The sequence below is a fragment of the Massilia norwichensis genome, assembly GCF_024753245.1.
Taxonomy (GTDB): Bacteria; Pseudomonadota; Gammaproteobacteria; order Burkholderiales; family Burkholderiaceae_D; genus Telluria; species Telluria norwichensis.
Genome location: NZ_JANUGX010000001.1, coordinates 156,347 through 179,731 on the forward strand (window position 1 = coordinate 156,347; position 23,385 = coordinate 179,731).

At 67.9% G+C, this 23,385-nt stretch carries 17 protein-coding genes; 9 read left to right on the forward strand and 8 right to left on the reverse strand.

Annotated features, from left to right (window positions below):
- Positions 1-15 precede the first annotated feature (15 nt).
- A complete protein-coding gene (locus tag NX782_RS00665) occupies positions 16-366 on the reverse strand; it encodes a RidA family protein (RefSeq protein ID WP_258843545.1) in 351 nt (116 codons plus the stop codon).
- 43 nt (positions 367-409) lie between these two features.
- A complete protein-coding gene (locus NX782_RS00670) occupies positions 410-1,288 on the reverse strand; it encodes an alpha/beta fold hydrolase (protein WP_258843546.1) in 879 nt (292 codons plus the stop codon).
- Between the two features lie 136 nt (positions 1,289-1,424).
- On the opposite strand from NX782_RS00670, the gene NX782_RS00675 reads away from it, so the two are divergent.
- From NX782_RS00675 to NX782_RS00685, 3 genes are all read left to right on the forward strand, one after another.
- Complete coding sequence (locus NX782_RS00675) at positions 1,425-2,219, forward strand: 3-hydroxybutyrate dehydrogenase (protein WP_258843547.1); 795 nt, start codon at positions 1,425-1,427, stop codon at positions 2,217-2,219.
- Positions 2,220-2,372: 153 nt separating this feature from the next.
- Positions 2,373-4,532 (forward strand): TonB-dependent receptor plug domain-containing protein, encoded by a 2,160-nt coding sequence (locus tag NX782_RS00680; RefSeq protein WP_258843548.1) that lies wholly within the window; start codon positions 2,373-2,375, stop codon positions 4,530-4,532.
- A gap of 56 nt (positions 4,533-4,588) precedes the next feature.
- Entirely contained in the window at positions 4,589-4,969 is a 381-nt protein-coding gene (locus tag NX782_RS00685; protein WP_258843549.1) for a hypothetical protein, read from the forward strand.
- A gap of 13 nt (positions 4,970-4,982) precedes the next feature.
- Here NX782_RS00685 and NX782_RS00690 read toward each other — a convergent pair whose 3' ends face one another.
- The 3 genes from NX782_RS00690 to NX782_RS00700 are packed head-to-tail and all read right to left on the reverse strand — an operon-like array spanning position 4,983 to position 11,078.
- Positions 4,983-6,617: a methyl-accepting chemotaxis protein gene (locus NX782_RS00690; RefSeq protein WP_258843550.1), complete on the reverse strand. Its 1,635-nt coding sequence runs from the start codon at positions 6,615-6,617 to the stop codon at positions 4,983-4,985.
- Positions 6,618-6,660: 43 nt separating this feature from the next.
- Complete coding sequence (locus NX782_RS00695) at positions 6,661-8,481, reverse strand: putative bifunctional diguanylate cyclase/phosphodiesterase (RefSeq protein WP_258843551.1); 1,821 nt, start codon at positions 8,479-8,481, stop codon at positions 6,661-6,663.
- On the reverse strand, positions 8,478-11,078 hold the full coding sequence (locus NX782_RS00700; protein WP_258843552.1) for an EAL domain-containing protein: 2,601 nt from the start codon (positions 11,076-11,078) through the stop codon (positions 8,478-8,480). The genes NX782_RS00695 and NX782_RS00700 overlap by 4 nt, the downstream gene beginning before the upstream one ends.
- Before the next feature lie 438 nt (positions 11,079-11,516).
- Here NX782_RS00700 and NX782_RS00705 point away from each other — a divergent pair, with 438 nt between their 5' ends.
- From NX782_RS00705 to NX782_RS00720, 4 genes are all read left to right on the forward strand, one after another.
- Positions 11,517-12,821 (forward strand): metal-dependent hydrolase family protein, encoded by a 1,305-nt coding sequence (locus NX782_RS00705; protein ID WP_258843553.1) that lies wholly within the window; start codon positions 11,517-11,519, stop codon positions 12,819-12,821.
- Between the two features lie 134 nt (positions 12,822-12,955).
- A complete protein-coding gene (locus NX782_RS00710) occupies positions 12,956-14,260 on the forward strand; it encodes a dicarboxylate/amino acid:cation symporter (protein WP_258843769.1) in 1,305 nt (434 codons plus the stop codon).
- Between the two features lie 83 nt (positions 14,261-14,343).
- A complete protein-coding gene (locus NX782_RS00715; protein WP_258843554.1) occupies positions 14,344-15,309 on the forward strand; it encodes an HDOD domain-containing protein in 966 nt (321 codons plus the stop codon).
- A gap of 85 nt (positions 15,310-15,394) precedes the next feature.
- Positions 15,395-16,390 (forward strand): SDR family oxidoreductase, encoded by a 996-nt coding sequence (locus NX782_RS00720; RefSeq protein WP_258843555.1) that lies wholly within the window; start codon positions 15,395-15,397, stop codon positions 16,388-16,390.
- Between the two features lie 24 nt (positions 16,391-16,414).
- Here the strand turns inward: NX782_RS00720 and NX782_RS00725 are convergent, their stop codons facing one another.
- The 3 genes from NX782_RS00725 to NX782_RS00735 all read right to left on the reverse strand — a co-directional run bounded on the left by NX782_RS00725 (position 16,415) and on the right by NX782_RS00735 (position 21,501).
- On the reverse strand, positions 16,415-18,214 hold the full coding sequence (locus NX782_RS00725; protein ID WP_258843556.1) for an ABCB family ABC transporter ATP-binding protein/permease: 1,800 nt from the start codon (positions 18,212-18,214) through the stop codon (positions 16,415-16,417).
- Positions 18,215-18,312: 98 nt separating this feature from the next.
- Complete coding sequence (locus NX782_RS00730; protein WP_258843557.1) at positions 18,313-19,110, reverse strand: SIMPL domain-containing protein; 798 nt, start codon at positions 19,108-19,110, stop codon at positions 18,313-18,315.
- A 21-nt stretch (positions 19,111-19,131) separates the two neighbouring features.
- Entirely contained in the window at positions 19,132-21,501 is a 2,370-nt protein-coding gene (locus tag NX782_RS00735; protein ID WP_258843558.1) for an ABC transporter permease, read from the reverse strand.
- 148 nt (positions 21,502-21,649) lie between these two features.
- On the opposite strand from NX782_RS00735, the gene NX782_RS00740 reads away from it, so the two are divergent.
- On the forward strand, positions 21,650-22,081 hold the full coding sequence (locus tag NX782_RS00740) for a BlaI/MecI/CopY family transcriptional regulator (protein WP_258843559.1): 432 nt from the start codon (positions 21,650-21,652) through the stop codon (positions 22,079-22,081).
- Positions 22,078-23,364, forward strand: coding sequence for a M56 family metallopeptidase (locus NX782_RS00745; protein WP_258843560.1), 1,287 nt, complete (start codon positions 22,078-22,080; stop codon positions 23,362-23,364). The genes NX782_RS00740 and NX782_RS00745 overlap by 4 nt, the downstream gene beginning before the upstream one ends.
- The last annotated feature ends 21 nt before the right edge of the window (positions 23,365-23,385 follow it).

A 23,385-nucleotide genomic window follows, 5' to 3' on the forward strand; every position in this document is an offset into this window, starting at 1 on the left:
GCAGCTCCCTGTTTCTTACGGCATGGCCGCGACGATGACGATCTCGACCAGGCAAGCCGGGTTCGCCAGTTTCGCTTCGACGGTGGCGCGCGGCGGGGTGTGGCCTTGCGCGACCCAGGCGTCCCAGACTTCGTTCATGCCGGCGAAGTGCTCCATGCTCGAGATGTAGATCTGGCAGCTCAGGATGCGGGTCTTGTCGCTGCCGACTTCCGCCAGCAGGCGGTCGACGTGGCCCAGCACCTCGCGGGTCTGGCCGACGATGTCCTGGGTGGTGTCTTCGGCGATCTGGCCGGCCAGGTAGATGGTGCCGTTATGGATCGCGGTTTCGGACAGGCGCTTGCCTACGTGCAGACGTTGGATTTCCATATTTCCTTGCTTCCTTGGGCTCCCGCCTGCGCGGGAGCGACGTTTAGTTGATCAAAAAATCGCGCACGATCGCAATCTGCGATGCGTGCATCAGGGTCGGCGCATGGCCGACGCCGGGAATCTCGGCCAGTTGCGGCTTCGGTCCGCGGCGCGTCATCTCTTCCGCCGTCGCGCGCGACAGCAGGTCGGACAGTTCGCCGCGGATCAGCAGCGTCGGGCAGCGGATCGCATCGAAGGCGCCCCACAGCGCCGCCTGGTCCTGGGCGGCGCGCTCCGGGGTGATCGCGGCGAAGGGCTTGGCCAGGCCCAGGTCGTAGTGGCGCACCCAGGCGCCGCCGGGCTCCTGCACCAGCACGTCGCTGGCCAGTTTGTGCCATTCTTCATCGCTGTGCGGACCGAAGGAGGTCGACACCTCTTTCACGAAGCGCGCACCCTCTTCGAAGCTGGCAAAGCGCACATCCTGGCCGATGTAGTCGCCGATGCGCGCCATCGCCGCGCCGTCCAGCACCGGCCCGATATCGTTCAGCACCAGGCGGCGGATCGGGTTGCCCTCGAGCGAAGCCAGGATCATGCCGATCAGGCCACCCATCGAGGTGCCGACCCAGTGCACCGTGCCCTCCTCGTTGTTGGCCGTCACGCGTGCGATCAAGGTCACCATGTCGGCCACGTATTGCGGCACGACGTAGAGATTGGGGTCGCGCAGCCGATCCGAACGACCGCGGCCCGCGACGTCGGGACAGACCACGCGGTAGCGGTCGCTCATGGCACTCGCCAGCGCATCGAAGTCGTCGGCCACGCGGGTCACGCCGTGCACGCACACCAGTACCTGCGGATTGGCGGGATCGCCCCACTCCTTGTAGGCCATACGGTGCAGGCCGGCCGGCGAACTGCATTGCACGCTCTTCAGCCTCGGTTCGCCCATGCCTCCTCCCTCTCGTCTCGTGTGTCTTGAATGGCCGCCAACATTTTAACCGGCGAAGCGATTAGAATTCTACCAAGTCCGGCCGCGACAGACCGACACAGTTTTCAATTCCCAACTTCTGACGATGAGGTAGTCCATGAAATCCACTATGTTAAGCGGCAAGACCGCCCTGGTAACCGGCTCGACCTCGGGCATCGGCCTGGGCATCGCCCGCGCGCTCGCCGAACAGGGCGCGAATATCGTGTTCAACGGCTTCGGCGACGCCCAGCAGATCGAGAAGCTGTACACCGACATCGGCCAGGAATTCGGCGTGCGCACCGCTTACCATAACGCCGACATGTCCAAGCCGGACCAGATCGAAGCCATGATGCGCTTCGCGGCCGAAAAATTCGGCGGTGTCGACATCCTCGTCAACAATGCCGGCATCCAGCACGTCGCCAACGTCGACGAATTCCCGACCGAGAAGTGGGACGCCATCATCGCCATCAACCTGACCTCGGCCTTCCACACCACCCGCCTGGCCCTGCCCGGCATGAAGCAGAAGAACTGGGGCCGCATCATCAACCTGGCCTCGGTGCACGGCCTGGTGGGCTCTGCCGGCAAGTCGGCCTACGTGGCGGCCAAGCACGGCCTGGTCGGCTTCACCAAGGTCACGGCGCTGGAGAACGCGCACAGCGGCGTGACCTGCAATGCGATCTGCCCGGGCTGGGTGCTGACCCCGCTGGTGCAGAAGCAGGTCGACGACCGCGCCGCCCGCGACGGCATGAGCAACGAGCAGGCCAAGAAGGCGCTGCTGAGTGAAAAGCAGCCGTCCGGCGAATTCGTCACACCGGAAGAACTGGGCGCGCTGGCCGTGTTCTTCTGCTCGCCGGCCGCCGACCAGGTGCGCGGCGTGGCCTGGAACATGGATGGCGGCTGGGCTGCGCAGTAATCCCAAGCTCCCCTTCAACAGGGCGGCGCCACCTGCGCCGCTTTTTTTTCGTCGATTTCTAGAATATTCGGTCTAGGCAGCGCTGCGCTATTGACTCGGCGATAACATACGCCTCAATATAGACATCATTGTCTATGTTTGAAGGATGCCTGCATGCCGAACAAGTCGCTCGTCCTCGCCGCCCTCGCGGCCGCCCCGCTGGTGCACGCCCAGCAGATCCAGGCCACGCCCGAGGCGCCCGCCGCCGCCACGGCCCCGACGGTCGCCACGGTCGAGGTCAAGGCCGGCGCCGAGACGCTGCGCCGCAACGACAGCGCCAGCCGCACGGTGGTCGGGCACGAGGAACTGGTGAAGTACGGCGATGCCACGGTGCTGGATGCGCTCAAGCGCCTGCCCGGCGTGACCGTCGCCGGCAGCGCTGTGCGCATGCGCGGACTGGGCAGCGGCTACACGCAGGTCCTGATCAACGGCGACCGCATGCCGCCCGGCTTCGACCTGGAAGCGTTGTCGCCCGATTCCATCGAGAAGATCGAAATCGTGCGCGCCGCCACCGCCGAATACAGCACCGAATCCATTGCCGGCACCATCAACATCGTGCTGCGCAAGACCGGCGGCAAGGATGCCGCCGAAATCAAGCTGTCCGGCACCCGCGCACCGGACAACGATGGACAAGGACTCAGCGTCAGCAAATCGGGTAAGCCGGGCAAGCCGGGCGGCTTCGGCTATACCCTCGGCGCCAACCTGAACCACTGGACGCGCGAATACCGCCAGCGCGAACGCTTCACCACGCGCGACGCCGCCGGCGCCCTCACCGAACTGCGCGACACCGACACCCTGTTCCGCCAGCGCTTTACACTCATCAATGCGAACGCGCGCCTGAACTGGGCGCTGGCCGGCGGCGGCTCCCTGAGCTGGCAGAATTTCTACAATGGCGCGCGCAGTCGCGGGACGGAAGACAACCGCACCACGACCCTCGCCGGCCCCGACTACCCGCAGCCCTGGCTTCCGGTCGGCTGGAAGATCGACAGCGATAACCTGCGTAGCGAGCTCGTGCTCGACCGGCGCTTCGACGACGGCGCCCGGCTGGACAGCAAGCTCGCGCTCGACATGTCGCGGGTGCGCCGCCAGATGCACCGCACCGGCTTTCGCGATCAGGAACTCGTGCTCGACACCTTCGATCAGGACCGCTTCCGCGAACACGAGATCATCACGACCGGCAAATACCTGGTGCCGCTGTTCGCGGGCCACGCCCTGGCCTTCGGCTGGGATGCGGGCCATGACCGCAACCGCCAGCAGAATCTGCGCATCGACCGCCCGCTGTCCAGCGCAACGCCGCTCGACGTCGACACCGGCTTTCGCGCCACCGTCGACCGCCTGGCCATCTACGGGCAGGACGAATGGGAGGTGCGCCCAGGCTGGTCGCTGTACCTGGGCGCGCGCTGGGAAGGCGTGCGCACGAATACCAGCGGCGATGCCTTCGCCCCGCTCAGCGCCAGCTACCACGTGTTCAGCCCCCTGATGCAGACCTTGTGGAAGATCCCCGGTTCGAAACAGGACCAGCTGCGCTTCGCCCTGACCCGCACCTACCGCGCGCCGACCATGCAGCAGTTGATCCCCGCCGTGTTCTACGCCAGCGTGAACACCGAGGTGTCCAGCGATTTCACCGGTAATCCCGGCCTGCGCCCGGAACTGGCGACCGGCATCGACGCCGCTTATGAGCACTATTTCAGCGTGGGCGGCCTGGTCTCGCTGAGCGCGACCAGCCGCGCGATCCACGACCTGATCCGCGCCCATACTCGCTACGATGGCACGCGCTGGGTCACGGCGCCGACCAACCAGGGCCGCGCGCGGGTGCGCAGCCTGGCGCTGGAAACCAAGCTGCCGCTCAAGGCCCTCGGCGTCGGCTGGCCGCTCGAACTGCGCGCCAACGTCAGCCGCAACTGGTCGGCGGTGGACGCGGTGCCGGGTCCGGGCAACCGCCTCGACGCGCAGCCGCGCTGGTCGGGCAACCTCGGCGCCGACTACACCGGCGAGCGTCTCAGCGCCGGTGCCAGCTTCAACTTCGTGAGCGGCGGCTGGACCCGCAGCTCCGTTTACGAGTCGGCCTACGCCGGCGTGCGGCGCGACCTGGAGACCTACGTCCTCTACAAGCTCGATCCCGAGCGCCAGCTGCGCTTCACCGCGCGCAACCTGCTGGCGCCGGACCACCTGCGCGGCAGCGTCTACGCGGACGCGCTTGGCACCACCGGACGCGATGCCGCGATCCCGACTTATCGCAGCCTGCGCCTGCAGTACGAACAGAAGTTCAAATAACACGGAAGCGCGATTCGTGGCATGCTGGCGCCTTTGCAACGCTAGAAAGCAAGACCATGACCGAACGCCTCGACGACTCGGCACTGCAGGACGCCTGCCTGGACCTGGCCCGGGTCGTGCTGGCCGCCGGCCACTCGCAGGTCTCGAACGACATCCTCGAGACCCTGGCCGACCGCTTCCAACGCGAAGTCGCCGACTTCGCACCCGGCATCGCCCGTGCCGGCCGCGACCCGAACCTGCTCACGCGCGCGGTCCATTACATCATCGACGCCCATGCCCTGCCCCTGATGGGCACCGACATGGAATGGTTCCGCCAGGCGCTGGTGTGCCTGGTCGAGCTGGCGGTGCCGGGGATCGCGCTGTCCGACCAGGGCGGCGCCTTCCTGCGCGACGTGCAGCTGGGGATCGAGCAGTCGCTGGGCGACCTGGAGGGCTGAGGCCCGCCCTCGCCTAGCGGCCTTCGGCCAGCAGCGGATAGCCGGCCGCGGCGGCGCCCTCGACAGGCGCGGTGGGCGCTGCAGCGCGCCGGGCACCGCGCGCCTCGATCCGGAAGAGGTGGACCGCCTGCGCCAGGCTGCCGGCTTCCTCGCGCAGTGCCTGCGCCGCGGCGGACGCCTGCTCGACCAGGGCGGCGTTGTGCTGGGTGGCCTGGTCCATCTGGACAATCGCCCGGTTGACCTGCTCGATCCCCGCGCTCTGTTCCTGGCTGGCCGCCGTGATGTCGCCCATGATCGCGGTGACCCGTTCGACGCTGGCGACGATCTCCTGCATGGTCGCGCCGGCGCGATCGACCAGACCGGAGCCGTGACGCACCTTTTCCACCGAATCGTCGATCAGGGTCTTGATTTCGCGCGCCGCCGCGGCGCTGCGCTGCGCCAGGTTGCGCACCTCGCCGGCGACCACCGCAAAACCGCGTCCCTGTTCGCCCGCGCGTGCGGCCTCGACGGCGGCATTCAGCGCCAGGATATTGGTCTGGAACGCAATCCCGTCGATGACGCCGATGATGTCGGCGATCCGGGTCGCCGAGGCGTCGATGTCGGCCATCGTGCGCACCACCTGCGCCACCACCGCGCCGCCGCGGTTGGCCACGTCCGATGCCGACAGGGCCAGCACGTTGGCCTCGCGCGCGTTGTCGGCGTTCTGGCGCACCGTCGAGGTCAGTTCTTCCATCGAAGACGCCGTCTCCTCGAGCGAGGCGGCCTGCTGCTCGGTGCGTGCCGACAGGTCGAGGTTGCCCGCCGCGATCTGGGTGGCGGCCGTGGCGATGGTGTCGGTGCCCACCCGCACCCGGCCGACGATCTGCGCCAGCCCGTCGTTCATGCGATTCAGGGCCCGCATCAGGCGGCCGGTCTCGTCCTGCGCCTTGACGTCGATGTTCTGGGTCAGGTCGCCGCCCGCCACCGCGCTGGCGACCCGCACCGCCTCCTCCAGCGGCTGGACGATGCCGCGCACCAGCACCGCCCCCACGATGCCGGCCAGCACCAGGCCGAAGGCCATGCCCGACAGGCAGACCACGCGCACCAGCTCGTAGGTCGACTGCGACGCCTTGCTCATCCGCTCGGCCTCGTCGAGCTGCAGCTGGATCAGCTCGTCGATGCCGGCGCGTACCGGCGCGAACAGGGCGATCATCGGCCCCTGCACGATGGCCTTGGCCCGCATGAGGTCGCCGGCGCGCAGCGCCGTCACGGCGGGCAGCAGGCCCTGCTCGAGGAAGGCGCTGCGGGCGCGCACGAAGCGTTCGGCCGCTTCGCGCTCGCCCGGGCCCATCCCGGTCGCGCCATACGCCTTCCAGGCGGCATCGGCCGCGGCCTTGTCGCGCTCGATGCCGGCCAGCAGGGACGGCAGCGCATCGGCGTCGGCCAGCAGCGCCTCGGCCGCCGCCAGCTGGTTCGCGTTCAGCCCGCGGACCACGCGATCGAGCTGGCCCAGGGCGACCAGGTGGTCGTCATGCAGCGAACGCAGCTCGTCGTTGGCATGGCCAAGACTGAGCAGCCCGACGACCGCGCCGACGATGAGTTCCAGTCCCAGCAGGACGATCACGAAGACCAGCCGGGTCTTGATGGTAAGTGTGTTCAGTTTCAGCATGTGGGTTCAGGTAAAAGTTGAGAGGGGAACTCCGCGCCAGGCTTCAGGTACCCTGCGCTTCCTTCAGCAGCAATTGCTCGATCTGTTCGGGCCACACTGGCGCACTGAAGTAATAGCCCTGGAATTCGTCGCAACCGTTGTCCATCAGGAAGGCCAGTTGCTCCTCGGTCTCGACGCCTTCCGCCACCGCTTCCAGGCCGAGGCCGTGCGCCAGGTCGATGATGGCGCGCGTGATCGCGGCGCCGCCCGGATCGCTCGCCACATCCTTCACGAAGGCGCGGTCGATTTTCAGGATGTCCAGAGGGAAGCGCTTCAGGTAGCTGAGCGAGGAGTAGCCGGTGCCGAAATCGTCGATCGACAAGGCGACCCCGAGCGCCTTCAGGGAACGCAGCACCTCGACCACCTTTTCGGTGTCGTGCATGACCGTGCTTTCGGTGATCTCGATTTCCAGCCGCTGCGCTTCCAGTCCGCTGGCTGCGAGCGCCATGCGCACGCGCTCCGGCAGTCCGGCCTGCTGGAACTGGCGCGCCGACAGGTTGACCGAGATCCGGCCCAGCGGCAGCCCAGCGGCCCGCCAGCGCGCGGCGCGGTGGCAAGCCTCCTGCAAGACCCACATGTCGAGTTCCTCGATCATGCCGGTTTCTTCGGCGATCGGGATGAAGCGGGCCGGCGCCACCAGGCCCAGCACCGGATGGCGCCAGCGCACCAGCGCCTCGACCCCGACCATGCCGTGCTCGAGCGCGTCGATGCGCGGCTGGTACTGGAGGGCGAGCTGGCCGCGCCGGATCGCATGGCGCAGCATCGACTCCAGGTCGACCCGGTCGCGGATCACCTGGTCCATCTCCGGCCGGTGGAAACACAGCCGGGCCGGACCGTCGACGCGCCCGGCGGCCATCGCCACCTGCGCCATCTGCACCAGTTGCGGCGGCGCACAGGCGCTGGACGAGGACAGCGCGATGCCGATGCTGGCCGACAGGAAGGTCTCCTGGCCGCGCAGCGCGAAAGGACGCCGCATGCAGGCCAGCATCGCCTCGGCGAGGCGCGCCCCTGCCGCCGCGCTGGAATGCGCCTGCACGACGATGAACTCGTTGCCGCTGTGGCGGGCCAGGGCATCGCCCGCACCCAGCAAGCCCGACAGCCGCGCCGTGCATTCGCACAGCACTTCGTCGCCGCAGGCATAGCCGTGGCTGCTGTTAATCTTGCGGAAGGCGTCGATGTCGAACACCAGCACCGCCAGCAGGCTGCGCTCGCGGCGCGCGCCGGCGAGCGCGCCGTCCAGGATCTCCAGGATGCCGCGGCGGTTCGGCAGGCCGGTCAAGGGATCGCGGCTGAGCTGCTGGTCCAGCGCACGCTCCAGGCGGCGGCGCTCGGACAGGTCGCGCACGATCGCAATGTGCTGCCCGGCCGGGGTGGACGTGCGCCATATCTCCGCCGGGAAAGCGCCATCCTGCACGTGAAAATGGCTGGTTTCGGCGTCGTCCGGTGCCGGCGGCAGCAGCGCCTCCAGCGGCATGCCGGCGGCGGCGCTGCGCGCAACGCCGAACATGGCCTCTGCGCGCGTATTGATGGCGGCAATGCGCCCCTCGGCGCCGGCCACCAGGACGGCATCCGGTGCGCATTCCATCAGGCTGCGGAAGGCGCCCGCACTCTCCGCCAGGAAACGCTGGGCCTGCTTCTGGCGGCGGTGCCAGTACCGTGTCACGACCAGGGCCAGCATGGCGGACAAGCCCATGCAGACCAGCGCATGGTGCGCGTCCTCCATCAGCAGGCAGGCGATGCCCGGCGATAAAGTCGCCAGCACCAGCAGCGTGACCACGATCGAAGGTCGCCAGCGCGCCGGCAATCGATACACGAGCGCCTTCATGCTGGTATATCCACGTGACGGGAACGCAGCAGCGCTTCGATGTCCGCGGCCGGGGCCGGCTTGCCGAAGCGGTAGCCCTGCATGCGGCGGCAGCCGCGCGCCCGCAGGAAGCGCTGCTGTTCCCCGGTCTCGACGCCAACCGCGATGACTTCGAGCTTCATCGAGCGGGCCAGGGCGATCACGGCCGCGACGATGGCGGCGTCGTCGTTGTCGGTGGCGATGTCGGCCACAAAAGAGCGGTCGATCTTCAGGCCGCGGATCGGGAAACGCTTCAGGTTGGCCAGGCTCGAGTAGCCGGTGCAGAAATCGTCGATCGCCAGTTGCACCCCCATCCGCGACAGCCGCGTCATCATCTCGGCGGCGGCGCCCGGCCGTTCCATCAACAGGGTTTCCGTGATCTCGATCGTCAAAGCGCCGGGCGCGCAGCCGGTTTCTTCCAGCAGGCGTTCGACCTGGGCCGCGACGTCGTTGTGCTGGAACTGGCGTGCCGACACGTTCACGCTCATGCGCAGATGCGTCATCCCGCTGCGGTGAAAGGCGGCGAGCTGGCGCATCGCGGTGGCCAGGACCCACTCGCCGATCGGCAGGATCAGTCCGGTCTCTTCGGCCAGCGCAATGAAGTCCGCCGGCAATACCAGCTCTTTCCCTTCCCGCTGCCAGCGCAGCAGCGCCTCCAGGCCGACCACGCGGCCGCTGTCGACGTCCACCTGCGGCTGGTAATACAGCACGAATTCCTCGCGCTGGAGCGCGCGCTGCAGGCTGGCCTCGATGTGCAGGTGCTCCTCGGTATCGGCGCCCATGTCCGCCGTATAGAACTCCGCGTGATTGCCGCCGTTCGCCTTCGACCGGTACATGGCCGCATCGGCGGCCTTGAGCAGGGTATTGCAGTCCTGCCCGTCGCGCGGGTACATGGCGATGCCCAGACTCCCGGTCGGAAACAGCTCGGCGCCGCACAGGACCAGCGGCTGGAACAGCTGCGCCAGCAGTTTTTGCGCGACCAGCGCCGCATCTTCCGGACAGGCCAGATCGGGCAGCACCACCACGAACTCGTCGCCGCCCTGGCGCGCCACGGTATCGCTTTCGCGCAGCGCGCTGGCGAGCCGGCGCGCGATCTCGACGATCATCTGGTCGCCGGCTTCGTGTCCCAGGCTGTCGTTCACATGCTTGAAGCGGTCGAGGTCGATGAACATCACCCCGACCTGGCGCTGCGCGCGCTGGGCCTGGGCGATCGCCTGGCCCAGGCGGTCCTGCAGCAGGGCCCGGTTCGGCAGCCCGGTCAGGGCATCGTGGCTGGCCATGCGCTGCAGGGCTTCCTCCGCCTGCTTGCGGCGCGAGATGTCTTCGACGGCGGTAATCAGGCGCAGCTGCCCGCTGGCGGCTTCGCGCATCACGGAGGCGCTGACATTGACCCACACCGGATTGCCGCCCTTCGCCACGTAGCGCGTCTCGCGCTGGAAGTCGCGGATCTCGCCGTCGATCAGCCTGTGGATCAGCGCACGGTCTTCGAGCAGGTCGTCGGGATAGGTAATCTGGTGCACGAAGCGCTGCAGCAGCTCGATCTCGGTGAAGCCGAGGATGCGCGTGAGTTTGCGGTTGACCCGCACGAAGCGGCCGTCGCGCGACAGCAGCGCGATGCCCACCGCCGCCTGCGAGAAGGTCAGGCGGAAGAATTCCTCGCTTTCCTGCAGGCGCAGGCGCGCCTGGCGCCGGAAGGTGATGTCGTGGCCGATCAGGAGCAGGATCGCGCCGCCGGCCTGGCGCGTGCGGCGGATATTGAATTCGAAGTAGCGCACGCCGTCCGCATGGCCGTCGATGGCGACCACCACGCCGTCTTGCGGCATCCCGGTGGCCAGCGCGGCCGCCATGCGTTCGGCCAGCTCGGGCGCCGGGATCAGCGCTTCCAGCAGCGGGCGCGCGTCGACGGCTTCGTCGGGGATGCCGAGCATGGCCAGCATGGTCGCGTTCATGGAACGGACATGGCCGCTGTCGTCGACCACGATCAGGCCGGCCGGCATTCCGCCGATGACCTGCTCCAGGTAATTCTGATACTGGACCACGCTGCGCTGGTCCGCGTGCGCATAGGTGTCGAGCGCGAGTCCGATGTCCAGGCAGACGATCTTGAGGATGCTGTCGCAGGCGGCGCGGAAGCGCTGCGGCTCGGCATGCATCTTTTCCCACACCAGCTCGATCAGCTCGGCCAGGTATTTGCGATAGGCCCCGATATACCATTTCGGCTCCAGGCCGATGCGCTGGTGGACCAATCCGACCCGCAGCCGTTCGCGGATATAGTTCTCGCCGTACTCGCCGGCAGTCAGGCTGCGAAAGTAGGCCATCTGCGCGCGCTTCAGGCGTTGCACTGTCCGGCTGTCGCGCATCAGGGCGCGCAAGGCCGGAAAACTCAGCATGTGGTCGTAGAAGCTGTCCGACAGGGTATCGATCTCCTTGTCGATCAAGCCGTGCAGCTCGCGCAGCAGCGCATGGTCGCGCTCATCCAGCTCCAGAAAGGTCATGCGTGCAGCGAACTCCTGTTGATCGAGGCCGATTTCATGTGCGATCGCCTCGACCGCCTCATCGAGCGACCCGGACATGGTTGGCATGACTGACTGGAGCTCGCGGCTGGTGCCGGCATTCACATCATTATTTTTTAGCATCGTCGATTAAATAGTTTGCGAGCACGGCGCCCAGGGCGCGCAGCAGGCTGCGCGGACCCGTCAGCGCGAAACACCGCGATTGAACCAGGACACCGAGGCAATCATGTAGCGTTGGCGGATAGCCCGGCTTGCTGAAAGAGAAAGTTATTTGACATGCAGATAACATGGTTTTCTTGGGGAAATATTGTATTTGACATGGTCTTTTGATCAAACTTATTGCTTGATCTACATCAAATAACCATCGAATTTCCTGTCCTGGACAGGATGGAAGCTTGTTGTTTTGGCATTTTCCAACTGTGGACCGAAGGCATGGATGAGGCTGCCGTGGCCCCGCTCCGCTATGATGTCGTCTTTCCATTTCATAAACACAAGAGGAAGACACCCATGCGGATCCGCTCCCGGCAGCTCGCCCTTTCCATCGTCGCGCTGGTTGGCGCCCTTGCCGGCCTGCCGGCCCATGCCGCGCCCCAGGTGCCGCCGCCCGGCCCGGTCCTGATCACGGCCGACAAGGTCTGGACCGGCGACGGCGCCGCGCACGCCGGCTGGAGCGTGCTGGTGGCGCAGGGCCGCATCCAGGCGGTCGGCCCGGCGGACAAGATGACCGTCCCGAGCGATGCCGAACGCATCAGCCTGCCCGGCAAGACCCTGATCCCGGGCCTGATCGACCTGCACTCGCACGTGCTGCTGCATCCGTATAACGAGACCACCTGGGACGACCAGGTGATCAAGGAAGCCCCGGCCTACCGCGTCGCGCTGGCGGTGCGCCATGCGGCTGACACGCTGCAGGCCGGCTTCACCACCCTGCGCGACCTCGGCACCGAAGGCGCCGGCTACGACGACGTCGGCATCAAGCGCGCCATCGAAGAGGGCCAGGTGCCGGGCCCGCGCCTGCTGGTCGCCACCCGCGCCATCGTCGCCACGGCCAGCTACGGCCCGGCCGAGCGCAGCTACCGCCCGGACATGGAAATCCCCTACGGCGCCCAGCAGGCCACCGGGGTCGACGAGGCAACCAAAGCGGTGCGCGAGCAGTCCGCGCACGGCGCCGACTGGATCAAGTTCTACGCCGATTACCGCACCGGCATCGACGGCAGCACCCGCCCGACTTTCACGCTGGAAGAGATGAAGGCGATGGTGGCGGCCGCCCATGTCACCGGACGCAAGGTGGCGGCCCACGCCAGCAGCGACGACGCGATCCGCCTGGCCGTGCTGGCCGGTGTCGACAGCATCGAGCACGGCTACGGCGCCAGCGAAGCGACCTTCAAGCTGATGCTGGAACGCCGCACCGCCTACGTGCCGACCCTGACGGCGCCGGAAGCGATCGGCGAATACTTCCAGAAGCACGTGCGCGGCGGCGCCCCGACCCCGGCCATGCAGGAGGCGGCGCGCGCCTTCAGGCTGGCGCACAGGATGGGGGTGCTGATCGGCAATGGCAGCGACGTCGGCGTCTTCACCCACGGCAGCAACGCGCGTGAACTGGCGTGGATGGTGCGCCTGGGCATGACGCCGACGGAAGCCCTGCGCGCCGCGACCACGGTGGCAGCCGGCATCCTCGGCAAGCCGGACCTTGGTGCGCTGCAGCCGGGCAAGCTGGCGGACGTGGTCGCGGTCGACGGCGACCCGACGCTGGACATCGCCGCGCTGCGCAAGGTGGGCTTCGTGATGAAGGGCGGTACGATCTACCGGCGCTAGTTCTCAATCGGGCGTGCCCCGACATTCAGAAAGCGTAGGATGGGTTATAGGTGCCGGTGTTGCGGTTTTCCACAATAGATGGCGCAGATATTTTCAGTAATGATGACGGCACTATCATTAGCGCATGAAGCCTGATCATGAAAAAACCATTCTATAAAGTCCTGTACATCCAGGTGCTGTTCGCGATTATCGTCGGTGTCCTGCTGGGCATCTTCGATCCGGGCCTGGCGACTGCGATGAAGCCGCTGGGAGACGGCTTCGTCAAACTCATCAAGATGATCATCGCCCCGGTCATCTTCTGTACCGTGGTCGCCGGCATTGCTGGCATGCAGGACATGAAGAAGGTCGGGCGCGTCGGCGGCAAGGCCCTGCTCTACTTCGAGATCGTGTCGACCTTCGCCCTGGCGATCGGCCTGATCGTGGCCAACCTGATCAAACCGGGTGCCGGCTTCAACGTCAACCCGGCCACCATCGACACCCACTCGATCGCCCAGTACACCGAGAAGACCAAGTCGCTGTCGACCACCGACTTCCTGATGAACATCATCCCGAACACCTTCGTGGATGCGTTCGCCAAGGGTGAGATCCTGCAGGTGCTGTTCATCGCGATCCTGTTCGGTTTCGCACTGTCGATGATGGGCGAACGCGGCCGTCCGATCACGCGCGGCATCGAAGCGCTGTCGCACGCGATCTTTGGCGTCGTCAACATCATCATGAAGGCAGCACCGATCGGTGCCTTCGGCGCGATGGCCTTTACCATCGGCAAATACGGCGTCAAGTCGCTGGTGCCGCTGGCCTCGCTGGTCGGTTCCTTCTACCTGACCTGCTTCCTGTTCATCGTCATCGTGCTGGGCGCCATCGCGCGCTGGACCGGCTTCTCGATCTTCCGCTTCCTGTCCTACATCAAGGAAGAGCTGCTGATCGTGCTGGGCACCAGCTCCTCGGAAAGCGCGCTGCCGGCCATCATGCGCAAGCTGGAAAAGCTGGGCTGCCCGAAATCGGTGGTGGGCCTGGTGGTCCCGACCGGCTACTCCTTCAACCTGGACGGCACCAACATCTACATGACGATGGCCGCCCTGTTCGTGGCCCAGGCCACCAACACCGAGCTGACCCTGACCCAGGAACTGACCATCCTGCTGGTGGCCATGCTGACCTCGAAGGGCGCATCCGGCATCACCGGCGCCGGCTTCATCACCCTGGCGGCAACCCTGGCCGTGGTGCCGACCATCCCGGTGGCGGGCATGACCCTGATCCTGGGCATCGACAAGTTCATGAGCGAATGCCGCGCCCTGACCAACATCATCGGCAACGGCGTGGCCACCATCGTCGTGTCGAAATGGGAAGGCGAGCTCGACAAGGAACGCCTGAGCGCCGAGCTGAAAAATCCGAGCGTGGACGAAGGCTCGCTGCGCGAACAAGCGGTCCACGAAACCGCCTGAGGCCTTCCAGCGACGTTTCTGTAGCTATCCTCGTTCAGACGCCGGGTTCGCCCGGCGTTTTTTTTGCGGTTACAATCCCTCCTATGAAGAACTGGATCAACCGCCTGCGCGGCGGCGCCGACACCCCGCCCGCCGCCTCGCCCCAGACGGCAGCCCCCGACGACCGGACCGCCGACCTGGCGGCCGAGATCGATGCCACCTACTACCGCTGGCTGACGGCGGCGCGCGGCTATGCGGCGCCGGACGAGGTCGAGACCCGCATCCTCGACGAAGTGCGGATCCTGTCCCTGCAGCCGGGCGAAGCGGCCGGCCTGGTGCCGCGCGTGCCCGAGGCGATCCCCAAGTTGCTGGCCAGCCTGAACGACGAAGACGCCTCGGTGCCCGAACTGGCGCGCCAGGTCGCGCAGGACGTGGTGCTGGTGGCGGAAGTGATCCGCGAAGCCAACAGCGCCTACTACCGCCCGATCTCGCCGGTGAAAAATGTCGAGGCAGCGATCATGATGCTGGGCCAGAACGGCTTGCGCATGCTGCTGGCGCGCATCGCCTTCCGTCCCCTCATCAATATGCAGGCCGATGGCTTTGCGCGCGAAGCCGCGCCCCAGGTGTGGAACCAGTCGGTGAGTTGCGCCCTGGCCGCCAGCCTGATGGCGCCGGGCCTGAGCACCGGCGTGTTCGAAGCTTACCTGGCCGGGCTGATGCAGAACCTGGGCTTGATCGTCGCTTTCCGCGTGGCCGACCGGATCGGCCTGGACGGCCGGATACCGGGCTCGAGCAGCTTCGGCGCGCGCCTGCTGGGCGGCAGCCGCCAGCTCTCCTCCGCCATCGCCCTGCACTGGAATTTCCCCAAAGAAGTAGCCGGCGCCATCGCCCATGCGGGCCAGGACGGCCCCGACCACCTGGCCGAAGCGCTGGCCCTGGGCGACCGCATCGCCAAGCTGCGCCTGCTGATCGACGCCGAGGTGCTGGCCGAAGACGATGCCCTGGTCACCGACGGTCTCGACAACTTCCAGCGCCGTTGCCTGGGCAAACTGGCCAAGCTGGAAAGTTAGCGAAAAATCACGTTCGCCCCTTGCGCATGCTGCGTCGGCCCCCATACCCAGGCTTGGACCGACAACATCGACAGGGAGTGCGTGTATGAAACCAGAAACGATCCGCGTCGTGATCACCGGCGCATCGAGCGGCATCGGCGCCGCCACGGCGATTGCCTTTGCCCGGCAAGGCGCCAGTCTGCTGCTCGGGGCGCGCGGCGAGGAAGGCCTGGCCGACGTCGCCCGCCGTTGCCGCGAGGCCGGCGGACGGGCCGACTTTGCGCTGGTCGACGTGACCGACGCCGACGCGGTCGCGCGCTTCGCCCGCCGTGCGCGCCAGGTGCTCGGTGGGATCGATTTGTGGTTCAGCAATGTCGGCATCGGCGCAGTCGGCAAATACCTCGATGTGCCGATCGCCGACCACCACCGCGTGATCGACGCCAACCTCGTCGGCCACATGAACGATGCCTACCCGGTCTTGCCGATCTTCCGCGACCAGGGCCATGGCATCTGGGTCAACATGATTTCGGTCGGCGGCTTCATCGCCTCTCCCTATGCCGCCGCCTACACGGCCAGCAAGTTCGCCCTGCGCGGCTTCAGCCAGGCCTTGCGCGGCGAGCTGCACGACTACCCGAACATCCACGTCTGCGACGTCTACCCGACCTTCGTCGACACGCCGGCGATCTACCACGCCGCCAATTACAGCGGGGCCAGGCTCAAGATGCCGCCCGGCGCCATGGCGCCGGAGCGCGTGGCCGAGGCCCTGGTCGCGCTGGCCCGCAAGCCGCGGGCGACCACCGTGGTCGGCGCGCCGGCCAGCGCCCTCGAGCTGGGCCAGTTCGCGGCGCCCGTCACCGCCAGCCTGATGGACCGCTTCATGGACCGCTGGACCAGGCGGGCGCCGCCGGCCGCCGACACCAGCGGCACCTTCTACGTCCCGCCGGTGGGGGCGAGCGGCATCCGCAGCGGCATGCGCGGCGGCGGCTCGGATGCGGGCGCGGGCGCCGTCACAGGCGGGGCCGGCCAGAACAAGGCGGCGCTGGCGCTGGGCGCCACGCTGCTGGCGGCGCTCGGCCTGCAATTACTGCGACGCCGCACCTGAGAGGCGCCCACCGCCCGGCGCCGCTCAGGGCGCCTGCGCCATGCGCTGCTGCAGCAGCCACAACTGCGCGTAGGCGCCCTCCTGCTCCAGCAATTCCGCATGGGTGCCGCGCTCGACGATGCGGCCGTTTTCCATGACGATGATGGCATCGGCGTTCACGATGGTCGACAGGCGGTGCGCGATGATCAGGGTGCTGCGGTTGCGCGCCAGCCTTTCCAGCTCCTGCGTGATCGCATGTTCCGAGACCGAATCGAGGGCCGAGGTCGCTTCATCGAAGATCAGGATGGGCGGGTTCTTCAGGATCGCACGGGCGATGCCGATGCGCTGCCTTTCGCCGCCCGAAAACATCACCCCACGCTCGCCCACCGGGCTGTCGTAGCCTTCCGGCAGCGCCGAAATCAAGCCGTCCAGCTGGGCCGCCCTGGCCGCCGCCACGACTTCCTCCCTGTCGGCGTCGATACGCGCATAGGCGATGTTGTTGCCGATCGTGTCGTTGAACAGCGCCGCGTCCTGGGGCACGACACCGATCGCACGGCGCACGCTGGACGGGCTGCGATGGCGGATGTCCTGGCCGTCAATCAGCACCCGGCCCGTGTTCGGGTCGTACAGGCGCAGCAGCAGCCGCGCCAGGGTCGACTTGCCGGAACCGCTGCGCCCGACCACCGCCAGGGTGGTGCCGGGCGGAATGCGGAAGCTGACGTCGAACAGCACCGGCCGCTCCGGGTCGTAATGGAAGCTGACGTGCTCGAACACGACCTCGCCGGCGCCCGGGTGCAGTACCGGCGCATCCGGCGGGTCCGGCATTTCCGGACGCTCGCGCAGCAGGCCGAACAGGCGCTCGGCGTTGACGCGGGCGTCGCGCGCTTCGCGGTAGACGAAGCCGAGGGCGTTCAGCGGCAGGCAGACCTGCAGCGCGTAGGCGTTGATCAGCACCAGGTCGCCCACGCTCATGCGGTGCTGCATGACGGCCTGGCCGGCGAACAGCATGATGGCGGCCACGCCGATGGCGATCACGAAGCTCTGCCCCACGTGCAGGGTGAACAGGGCGCGCTGGTTGCCGACCCCGGCCTCCAGCCAGCCATCCATGATGCTCGCGAACTTGCGCGACTCGAAGGCTTCGTTGCCGAAATACTTGACGGTGTCCGCATTGATCAGGCTGTCCGCCAGCTGCCCCTTGGCGCGCGAGTCGAGCTTGTTGACGCGCCGCTGGTAGACCACGCGGCGCGCCGTGAACACCAGCGTAAAGCCGACATAGGCGAGGAAGGTAAGCACGATGATGCTGGAGAAGCCCGGGTGGTAGCGGCGCAGCATCACCGCCAGCACCAGGCCGATCTCCACCAGGGTCGGGACAATGGTGAACAGCCCGACACCGAGCAGGAAGGCGATGCCGTTGGTGCCGCGGTCGATGTCCGGCAGCAAACTGCCGACCTGGCGCCGGGCATGGAAGCGCGGACCGAGCGCGTGCAGGTGGGCGAAGGTCTTTTGCGCGAAATTCGAGACCGTGCTGAGCGTCACGCGCGCGAACAGCAGGTCGCGCCACTCGTTGAACAGGGTCGAGGCGAAGCGCAGCAAGGCATAGCCGGCCAGCAGGTAGATCGGCAGCTGGGCCGGCAGCGCAGGCTGGGAAAAGGCGTCGATGATGCGCTTGAGCACCAGCGGCACCGCCACCGTGGCGATCTTGGCGACGATCAGCAGCAGCACCGAGGCGGCGATGCGCCAGCGGTAATGCCGGGTGACCGCCCACAGCTCGGCGGCGAAGGGGCGCCGCGGGCCGGGCGGGTCGGGCTCGTCGGGATTGCCTGCGATGTCGGGGTCGTGCGCCATGGCCTCGGTCCGGGATACTCTCCCTTGGACCGGGCCGGGCGGATTTGGGTCGCCGCGCGCGCCTGCGCCGCCTCAAGCGTAAGCCGGCGCGCCCGTGCCTACTTCGCCTTGCGCGCCCTGGCCGGCGCCGCGTTCTCGAGGCGGTAGACCATGTCGACCGACTGGCGCAGCTTGAGCGCTTGCACCATGATGAAGACATCGCGGTCGATCTCCGCGGCACTCTGGTTGGCGGGGCGGCGGGCCTGCCTGCGCTCGCCTCTGAATTCGTCGCGCTCCAGACCCAAGTTGGTGCCCAGCTTCTTGATGGCATCGCTGGTCATCGCCATCGCCGGGCCCAGGCGGCGCCCGGCTGCCGTCGCCATGACCTCGGCCTGGTGGCGCGCATCCACGACCGCTTCGGCAACCATCTCGTCGGTGACCTTGTTCATCGTGCTGAGGTCGAAATCGGCGGCAAAGCTGTCCAGGTTGGGCTTGCCCAGCAGGCCGCCGGCCAGCGCCGGCCAGTTGGCGACATTGCGCAGGTTGATCTTCACGTCGCAGCTCAGTTCGTACACAGCTTGGCCGTCGGCCGCGGGCTGCTTGCGCAGGCCCTGGCGCACCTCGCGCACCTGCATCTCCTCGACGTCGATGCTCAGCCTCTGCATCAGTTCGCGCACCTCGGCCATCCGAGCGTCGATGGTCGCGCGCGCGGCCGCCGGGTCGGTTCCCTCGGCCACGACCTGGAAGTCGAGCGACGCGATATCCGGCATCTCGACCCGGTAACTGCTGCCGTTCACGTGCGCGAAGGGATAGTCGGGAATCGGCGAGGCCAGCGCCGGCCCGGCAGGCAGGCTGAGGGCGGCGACGGCCATGGCGCAGGCGGTCAGGATGGGCAGGAAGGGCTTCATGTTCAGCATGGACACTCCATCAGTAAGAAATCATTGGTCGCGCAAGGCCAGCGCGGGCGACACCCGCATCGCCGCCAGCGCCTGGCGCGCGCAGCCGGCCAGCCCGACGAGGCCGACGCCGGCGCAGGCCAGTACCAGCGGCCACCAGCCCATCGGCGCGCGCTCGACGAAACCGGCAAGGTAGCGCTCGGTCCACAGCCAGGCCGGTGCCAGCGCCAGCAAGGCGCCCAGCCCCAGCAGGCCCAGCCACTCGCGTGCGACCAGCAGGCCGATGTGGCGTGCCGTCGCGCCATGCAGCTTGCGCAGCACGAATTCGCGGGCGCGGCGCCGGATCGTATAGCTGGCCAGCACGTAAATGCCGAAGCAGGCGAGCGCGGTCGCCACCACGCTGGCCAGGGCCAGCACCCTGGCCTGGCGCAGGTCGTCGGCGTAGTTGTGGGCGAACACCGAGGTCGCGGTCTCGATGTCCGGCAAATCGTTCGGGAAGTGGCGCGCCCACAAAGCCTCGATGAAGGCGCGCGCCGCGGGCAGCGGCCCACGCACCCGCACCGTCAGCACGGTCCCGTCCTCGTTCTGGGCGTAGATGATCGGTCCCGGCTTCTGGCGCAGCGTCGTGAAGCGCAGGTCCGGCGCGACGCCGATCACGCGCAGCTTGCCGTCGACGATCTGGCCGACCGCGGCCTCCGGCGAGGCGAAGCCCAGCGCCTGGACCGCGCGCGCGTTCAGCACCACGCCGTCCTCGCCTTCGCGCGCGAACAGCCGGCCCGCCAGCGGACGCAGGCCGAGCACCTGGAAGAAATTGGCGCCGACCTCCTTGCCCTCGATGGGGAGGGTGGTACCGTCGCGCAGCGTGACGTTGCGGATGATCGTCACCTCGTCGCGGCCGATCGCCTCGGCCATGGCAACCGCGCCCTCGATCATGGGCGAGCGCACCAGCTCGGCCTTGAAGGCATGCGCCGCGGCCGAACCGGGCTTGCCCGGCAGCGCCAGCACCAGCTGCGGCGACGGATCGAAGCCGGGGTCGACGGCGCTGGCGTAGCTGGCCTGCCACCAGACCGACATGCTGGCCGTCACCAGTCCGATTGCGGCAGCGAACTGCGCCACCGTCAGGACCCGGCGCAGGCGCACGCCGGACAGGGTGTCGCCGCCGCGCCCGCCCAGGGCGACGCTGGCCGGCACCCGCGCCGCCAGCCAGGCCGGATACAGGCCGGACAGCAGGCCGGTGCCCAGGCCGATCGCGGCCATCAGGGCCCAGCCGGCCAGGCCATAGCTGCCGGCCAGCGGGCGCCCGACCAGTTCCGAGAACAGCGGCAGGGTCAGCCACGCCAGCAGGGCGCCGAGCAGGGTCGAACTGGCGCCGACCAGCAGCGATTCGGCCACGAACTGCCCGGCCAGGCCAATGCCCGAGATGCCGAGCGCCTTGCGCACCGCGATCTCGCGGCGGCGGGCGGCGGTCCGCACGGCGGCCAGGTTGATGTAGTTGACGGCCGCCAGCGCCAGGATCAACAGGCCCAGCAGGCCAAGGCCGGCGATGGCCGCGGGGCTGCCGTAACGTTCGCCGGCGCGTCCGGCCAGCAGGTCCGCATCGAAATAGACTCTGGACAAGGCCGTGACGGCGATGCTGGTCAGCGGTTTGGGCCTGCCATCGGTCAGGCTGGCGGGCAGGCTGGCATCGCGCTCGGTCGCGACGATGCGTTCCAGCGCGGCTTCCAGTTGCGCCGGCCCGACGCCGGGCGCCGGCCGCAGGTAGAGGCGCGCGCCCCTGGACCAGGCGCCCAGCGTCGTCGTCGGCGGCGGGTCCCAGCTGTGCACGCCCTTGCCGAGCAGGGCGCCGAAGTCGGGGCTGGTGTTGGCCGGCAGGTCGGCAATCACGGCGCGCACGACGAAAGGCGCGCCGCCGACCGTCAGCACCTTGCCGAGAGCGTCCGCGGTGCCGAACAGGCGCAGCGCTTCGCTGCGGCTGAGCACCAGCGCATCGGGCCGCGCCAGCGCCGCGTCGGCATCGCCGGCCAGCGCGCGGATGCCGAAAAACGCCAGGTAGTTGGGCTCGACCACCGTCAGCCTGAGCTGCACCAGGCGCTCGCCGATGCGTGCCGCGAGCTGCTCGCTGCGGCCGTCGGTGCTGTCGCTGACCAGCCCGGCGGCTTTGGCCCTGGCCGCGAGGAGCGGCGGGCCTTTTTCGACCCAATCGGGCCGCGGAAACATGTTGCGGCGCTCCTTGACGACATAGATGCCGTCGGCGCCCTGAAGCGCGCCGTTGTAGCTCCAGGCATAGCGCACCAGCCCGAACAGCAGGAAGCAGGCCGCCAGCGCCACCGCCAGGCCCAGTACCGCCACCGCCGAATACACGGGTTCCCGGGCCAGCAGGCGCCAGGCAAGGCGAAGGTTTCGCAGCTTCATCGGCACCTCGGAGGATGTAGACAATGCTGTCTATGCTATTCCCATTCTTATCGGGTTCGCAATAATATTTCGATAAATATTTCGGTAGACAGGCGAATCTAGAACGGCTAGTCTACGCGGGCGCATAGACTGTTTTCGAGGATGAACCATGGCCAAGCCCCCTGCCCCTTCCAAGCCGACGCCGGCTGAACTCGACCTGCTGCAAGTGCTGTGGCCGCTCGGTTCCGGCACCGCCCGCCAAGTGCACGACGAGATCCTGAAGACCCGCCCCGACGTGACCTACGCCACCGTGCTGCGCCTGATGCAGATCATGCACGCCAAGGGTTTGCTGATCCGCGACGAAAGCGAACGGTCTCACGTGTATGCCCCGGCCCAGGCCCAGGAATCGCTGCAAACCAATCTGCTCAAGGACCTGATGCAGCGCGCCTTCTCCGGCTCGGCCAAGGCGCTGGTGCTGGCCGCGCTCAAGAGCGGCATCTCGAAAAAGGAACGTGAAGAAATCGAAGCCCTGCTGAAGGACGACGGCAAGCAGGGTGAGGACAGGCAGCTCGCGGACAGGCAGCTCGAGGACAAACGATGAGCGCCCCGGCCCTGGTCGCCGCCGTCGGCTGGACCCTGGTCCATTTCGTCTGGCAGGGCGCCCTGCTCGGCTGCGTCGTCGCCGTGCTGCTGACGGCCTTGCGCAATGCCCGGCCCGAAACGCGCTACGCGGTCGCCTGCCTCGGCCTGCTGCTGTGCCTGGCATGGCCGGCCGTCGACCTGGCCCTGCTGCTGAAGGCGGGCGGCAGCGTGGCGGACGGCACGCCGGTGCCGGGCGGTGCCGGCGCCGGCACCGCCGGGCCGAATACTGCCGGACTGCTGCCATGGCTCGGGCAGAACCTGGGCTGGATCGTCGCGCTGTGGGCGAGCTGTGCCGGCGCACTGAGCCTACGCATGGTGGTCGGCCTGCTATGGATCGGCCGCGCCGCCCGTCTCGAATCCCAGGACCCGGTCTGGCAGGCGCGCCTGGCGCGCCTGGCCGAACGCTGCGGCCTGGACCGCGAGGTGCGACTGCGGGTCGTGGACGGCCTGGCCAGCCCGATCACGGCCGGCTGGTGGCGCGCGGTGGTGCTGGTGCCGGCCAGCCTGGTCGCCGGCATGCCGCCGCACCTGCTCGAAGCCCTGCTGGCACACGAACTCGGCCATGTCCGGCGCCACGATTACCTGGTCAACCTGCTGCAGAACGTGATCGAGACCCTGCTGTTCTACCACCCGGCCGTGTGGTGGCTGTCGCGCCGCATCCGTGCCGAACGCGAACAGATCGCCGACGATTTCGCCGCCCGCCACCTGGGCGAGCCGCGCCGCCTGGCGCTGGCGCTGTCGGAGCTCGAAAAGCTGCAGTTTTCCAGCCACCACCTGGCCCAGGCCGCGAACGGCGGCGACCTGATGGCACGCATCCGCCGCCTGCTGCGCCCCGACGTGCAGGCTCTGAACTGGAAAGCGGCAATCCCGGTGCTGGGCCTGGCCGTCGTGTGCGCCGCCAGCGCGCATGCGCCGACGAGCCGCGTCACCGCTTCCGCTTCGACGCCCACGCATTCGAAGAGCGCGCGGCAGCAGGCGATCGTCGACTTCAACAGCTGCCGCAAGCCTGAATACCCGAAAGAGGACCTTGCCGCCGGGCATCAGGGCACGGTCACGCTCGGCTTCATGCTCGATGAGCGGGGTGGGGTGCTGGACGCATTCGTCAGGAAATCGAGCGGTTATCCCGGCCTGGACGAGGCGGCACGCAGCGCCCTGGCGCTGTGCAGTTTCCATCCGGCCCGCGAAAACGGCGTACCGGTGCGGACCATGGTCCCTGTCCAGTACGTCTGGACGCTGGAATAAAAAAACCGCGGCTGCCAGGCC

Excerpts from the sequence above, each read along its gene's own strand:
- NX782_RS00665 (WP_258843545.1), bottom strand. The coding sequence starts at position 366 with ATGGAAATCCAACGTCTGCACGTAGGCAAGCGCCTGTCCGAAACCGCG.
- NX782_RS00670 (WP_258843546.1), bottom strand. The coding sequence starts at position 1,288 with ATGGGCGAACCGAGGCTGAAGAGCGTGCAATGCAGTTCGCCGGCCGGC.
- NX782_RS00675 (WP_258843547.1), top strand. The coding sequence starts at position 1,425 with ATGAAATCCACTATGTTAAGCGGCAAGACCGCCCTGGTAACCGGCTCG.
- NX782_RS00680 (WP_258843548.1), top strand. The coding sequence starts at position 2,373 with ATGCCGAACAAGTCGCTCGTCCTCGCCGCCCTCGCGGCCGCCCCGCTG.
- NX782_RS00685 (WP_258843549.1), top strand. The coding sequence starts at position 4,589 with ATGACCGAACGCCTCGACGACTCGGCACTGCAGGACGCCTGCCTGGAC.
- NX782_RS00690 (WP_258843550.1), bottom strand. The coding sequence starts at position 6,617 with ATGCTGAAACTGAACACACTTACCATCAAGACCCGGCTGGTCTTCGTG.
- NX782_RS00695 (WP_258843551.1), bottom strand. The coding sequence starts at position 8,481 with ATGAAGGCGCTCGTGTATCGATTGCCGGCGCGCTGGCGACCTTCGATC.
- NX782_RS00700 (WP_258843552.1), bottom strand. The coding sequence starts at position 11,078 with ATGCCAACCATGTCCGGGTCGCTCGATGAGGCGGTCGAGGCGATCGCA.
- NX782_RS00705 (WP_258843553.1), top strand. The coding sequence starts at position 11,517 with ATGCGGATCCGCTCCCGGCAGCTCGCCCTTTCCATCGTCGCGCTGGTT.
- NX782_RS00715 (WP_258843554.1), top strand. The coding sequence starts at position 14,344 with ATGAAGAACTGGATCAACCGCCTGCGCGGCGGCGCCGACACCCCGCCC.
- NX782_RS00720 (WP_258843555.1), top strand. The coding sequence starts at position 15,395 with ATGAAACCAGAAACGATCCGCGTCGTGATCACCGGCGCATCGAGCGGC.
- NX782_RS00725 (WP_258843556.1), bottom strand. The coding sequence starts at position 18,214 with ATGGCGCACGACCCCGACATCGCAGGCAATCCCGACGAGCCCGACCCG.
- NX782_RS00730 (WP_258843557.1), bottom strand. The coding sequence starts at position 19,110 with ATGCTGAACATGAAGCCCTTCCTGCCCATCCTGACCGCCTGCGCCATG.
- NX782_RS00735 (WP_258843558.1), bottom strand. The coding sequence starts at position 21,501 with ATGAAGCTGCGAAACCTTCGCCTTGCCTGGCGCCTGCTGGCCCGGGAA.
- NX782_RS00740 (WP_258843559.1), top strand. The coding sequence starts at position 21,650 with ATGGCCAAGCCCCCTGCCCCTTCCAAGCCGACGCCGGCTGAACTCGAC.
- NX782_RS00745 (WP_258843560.1), top strand. The coding sequence starts at position 22,078 with ATGAGCGCCCCGGCCCTGGTCGCCGCCGTCGGCTGGACCCTGGTCCAT.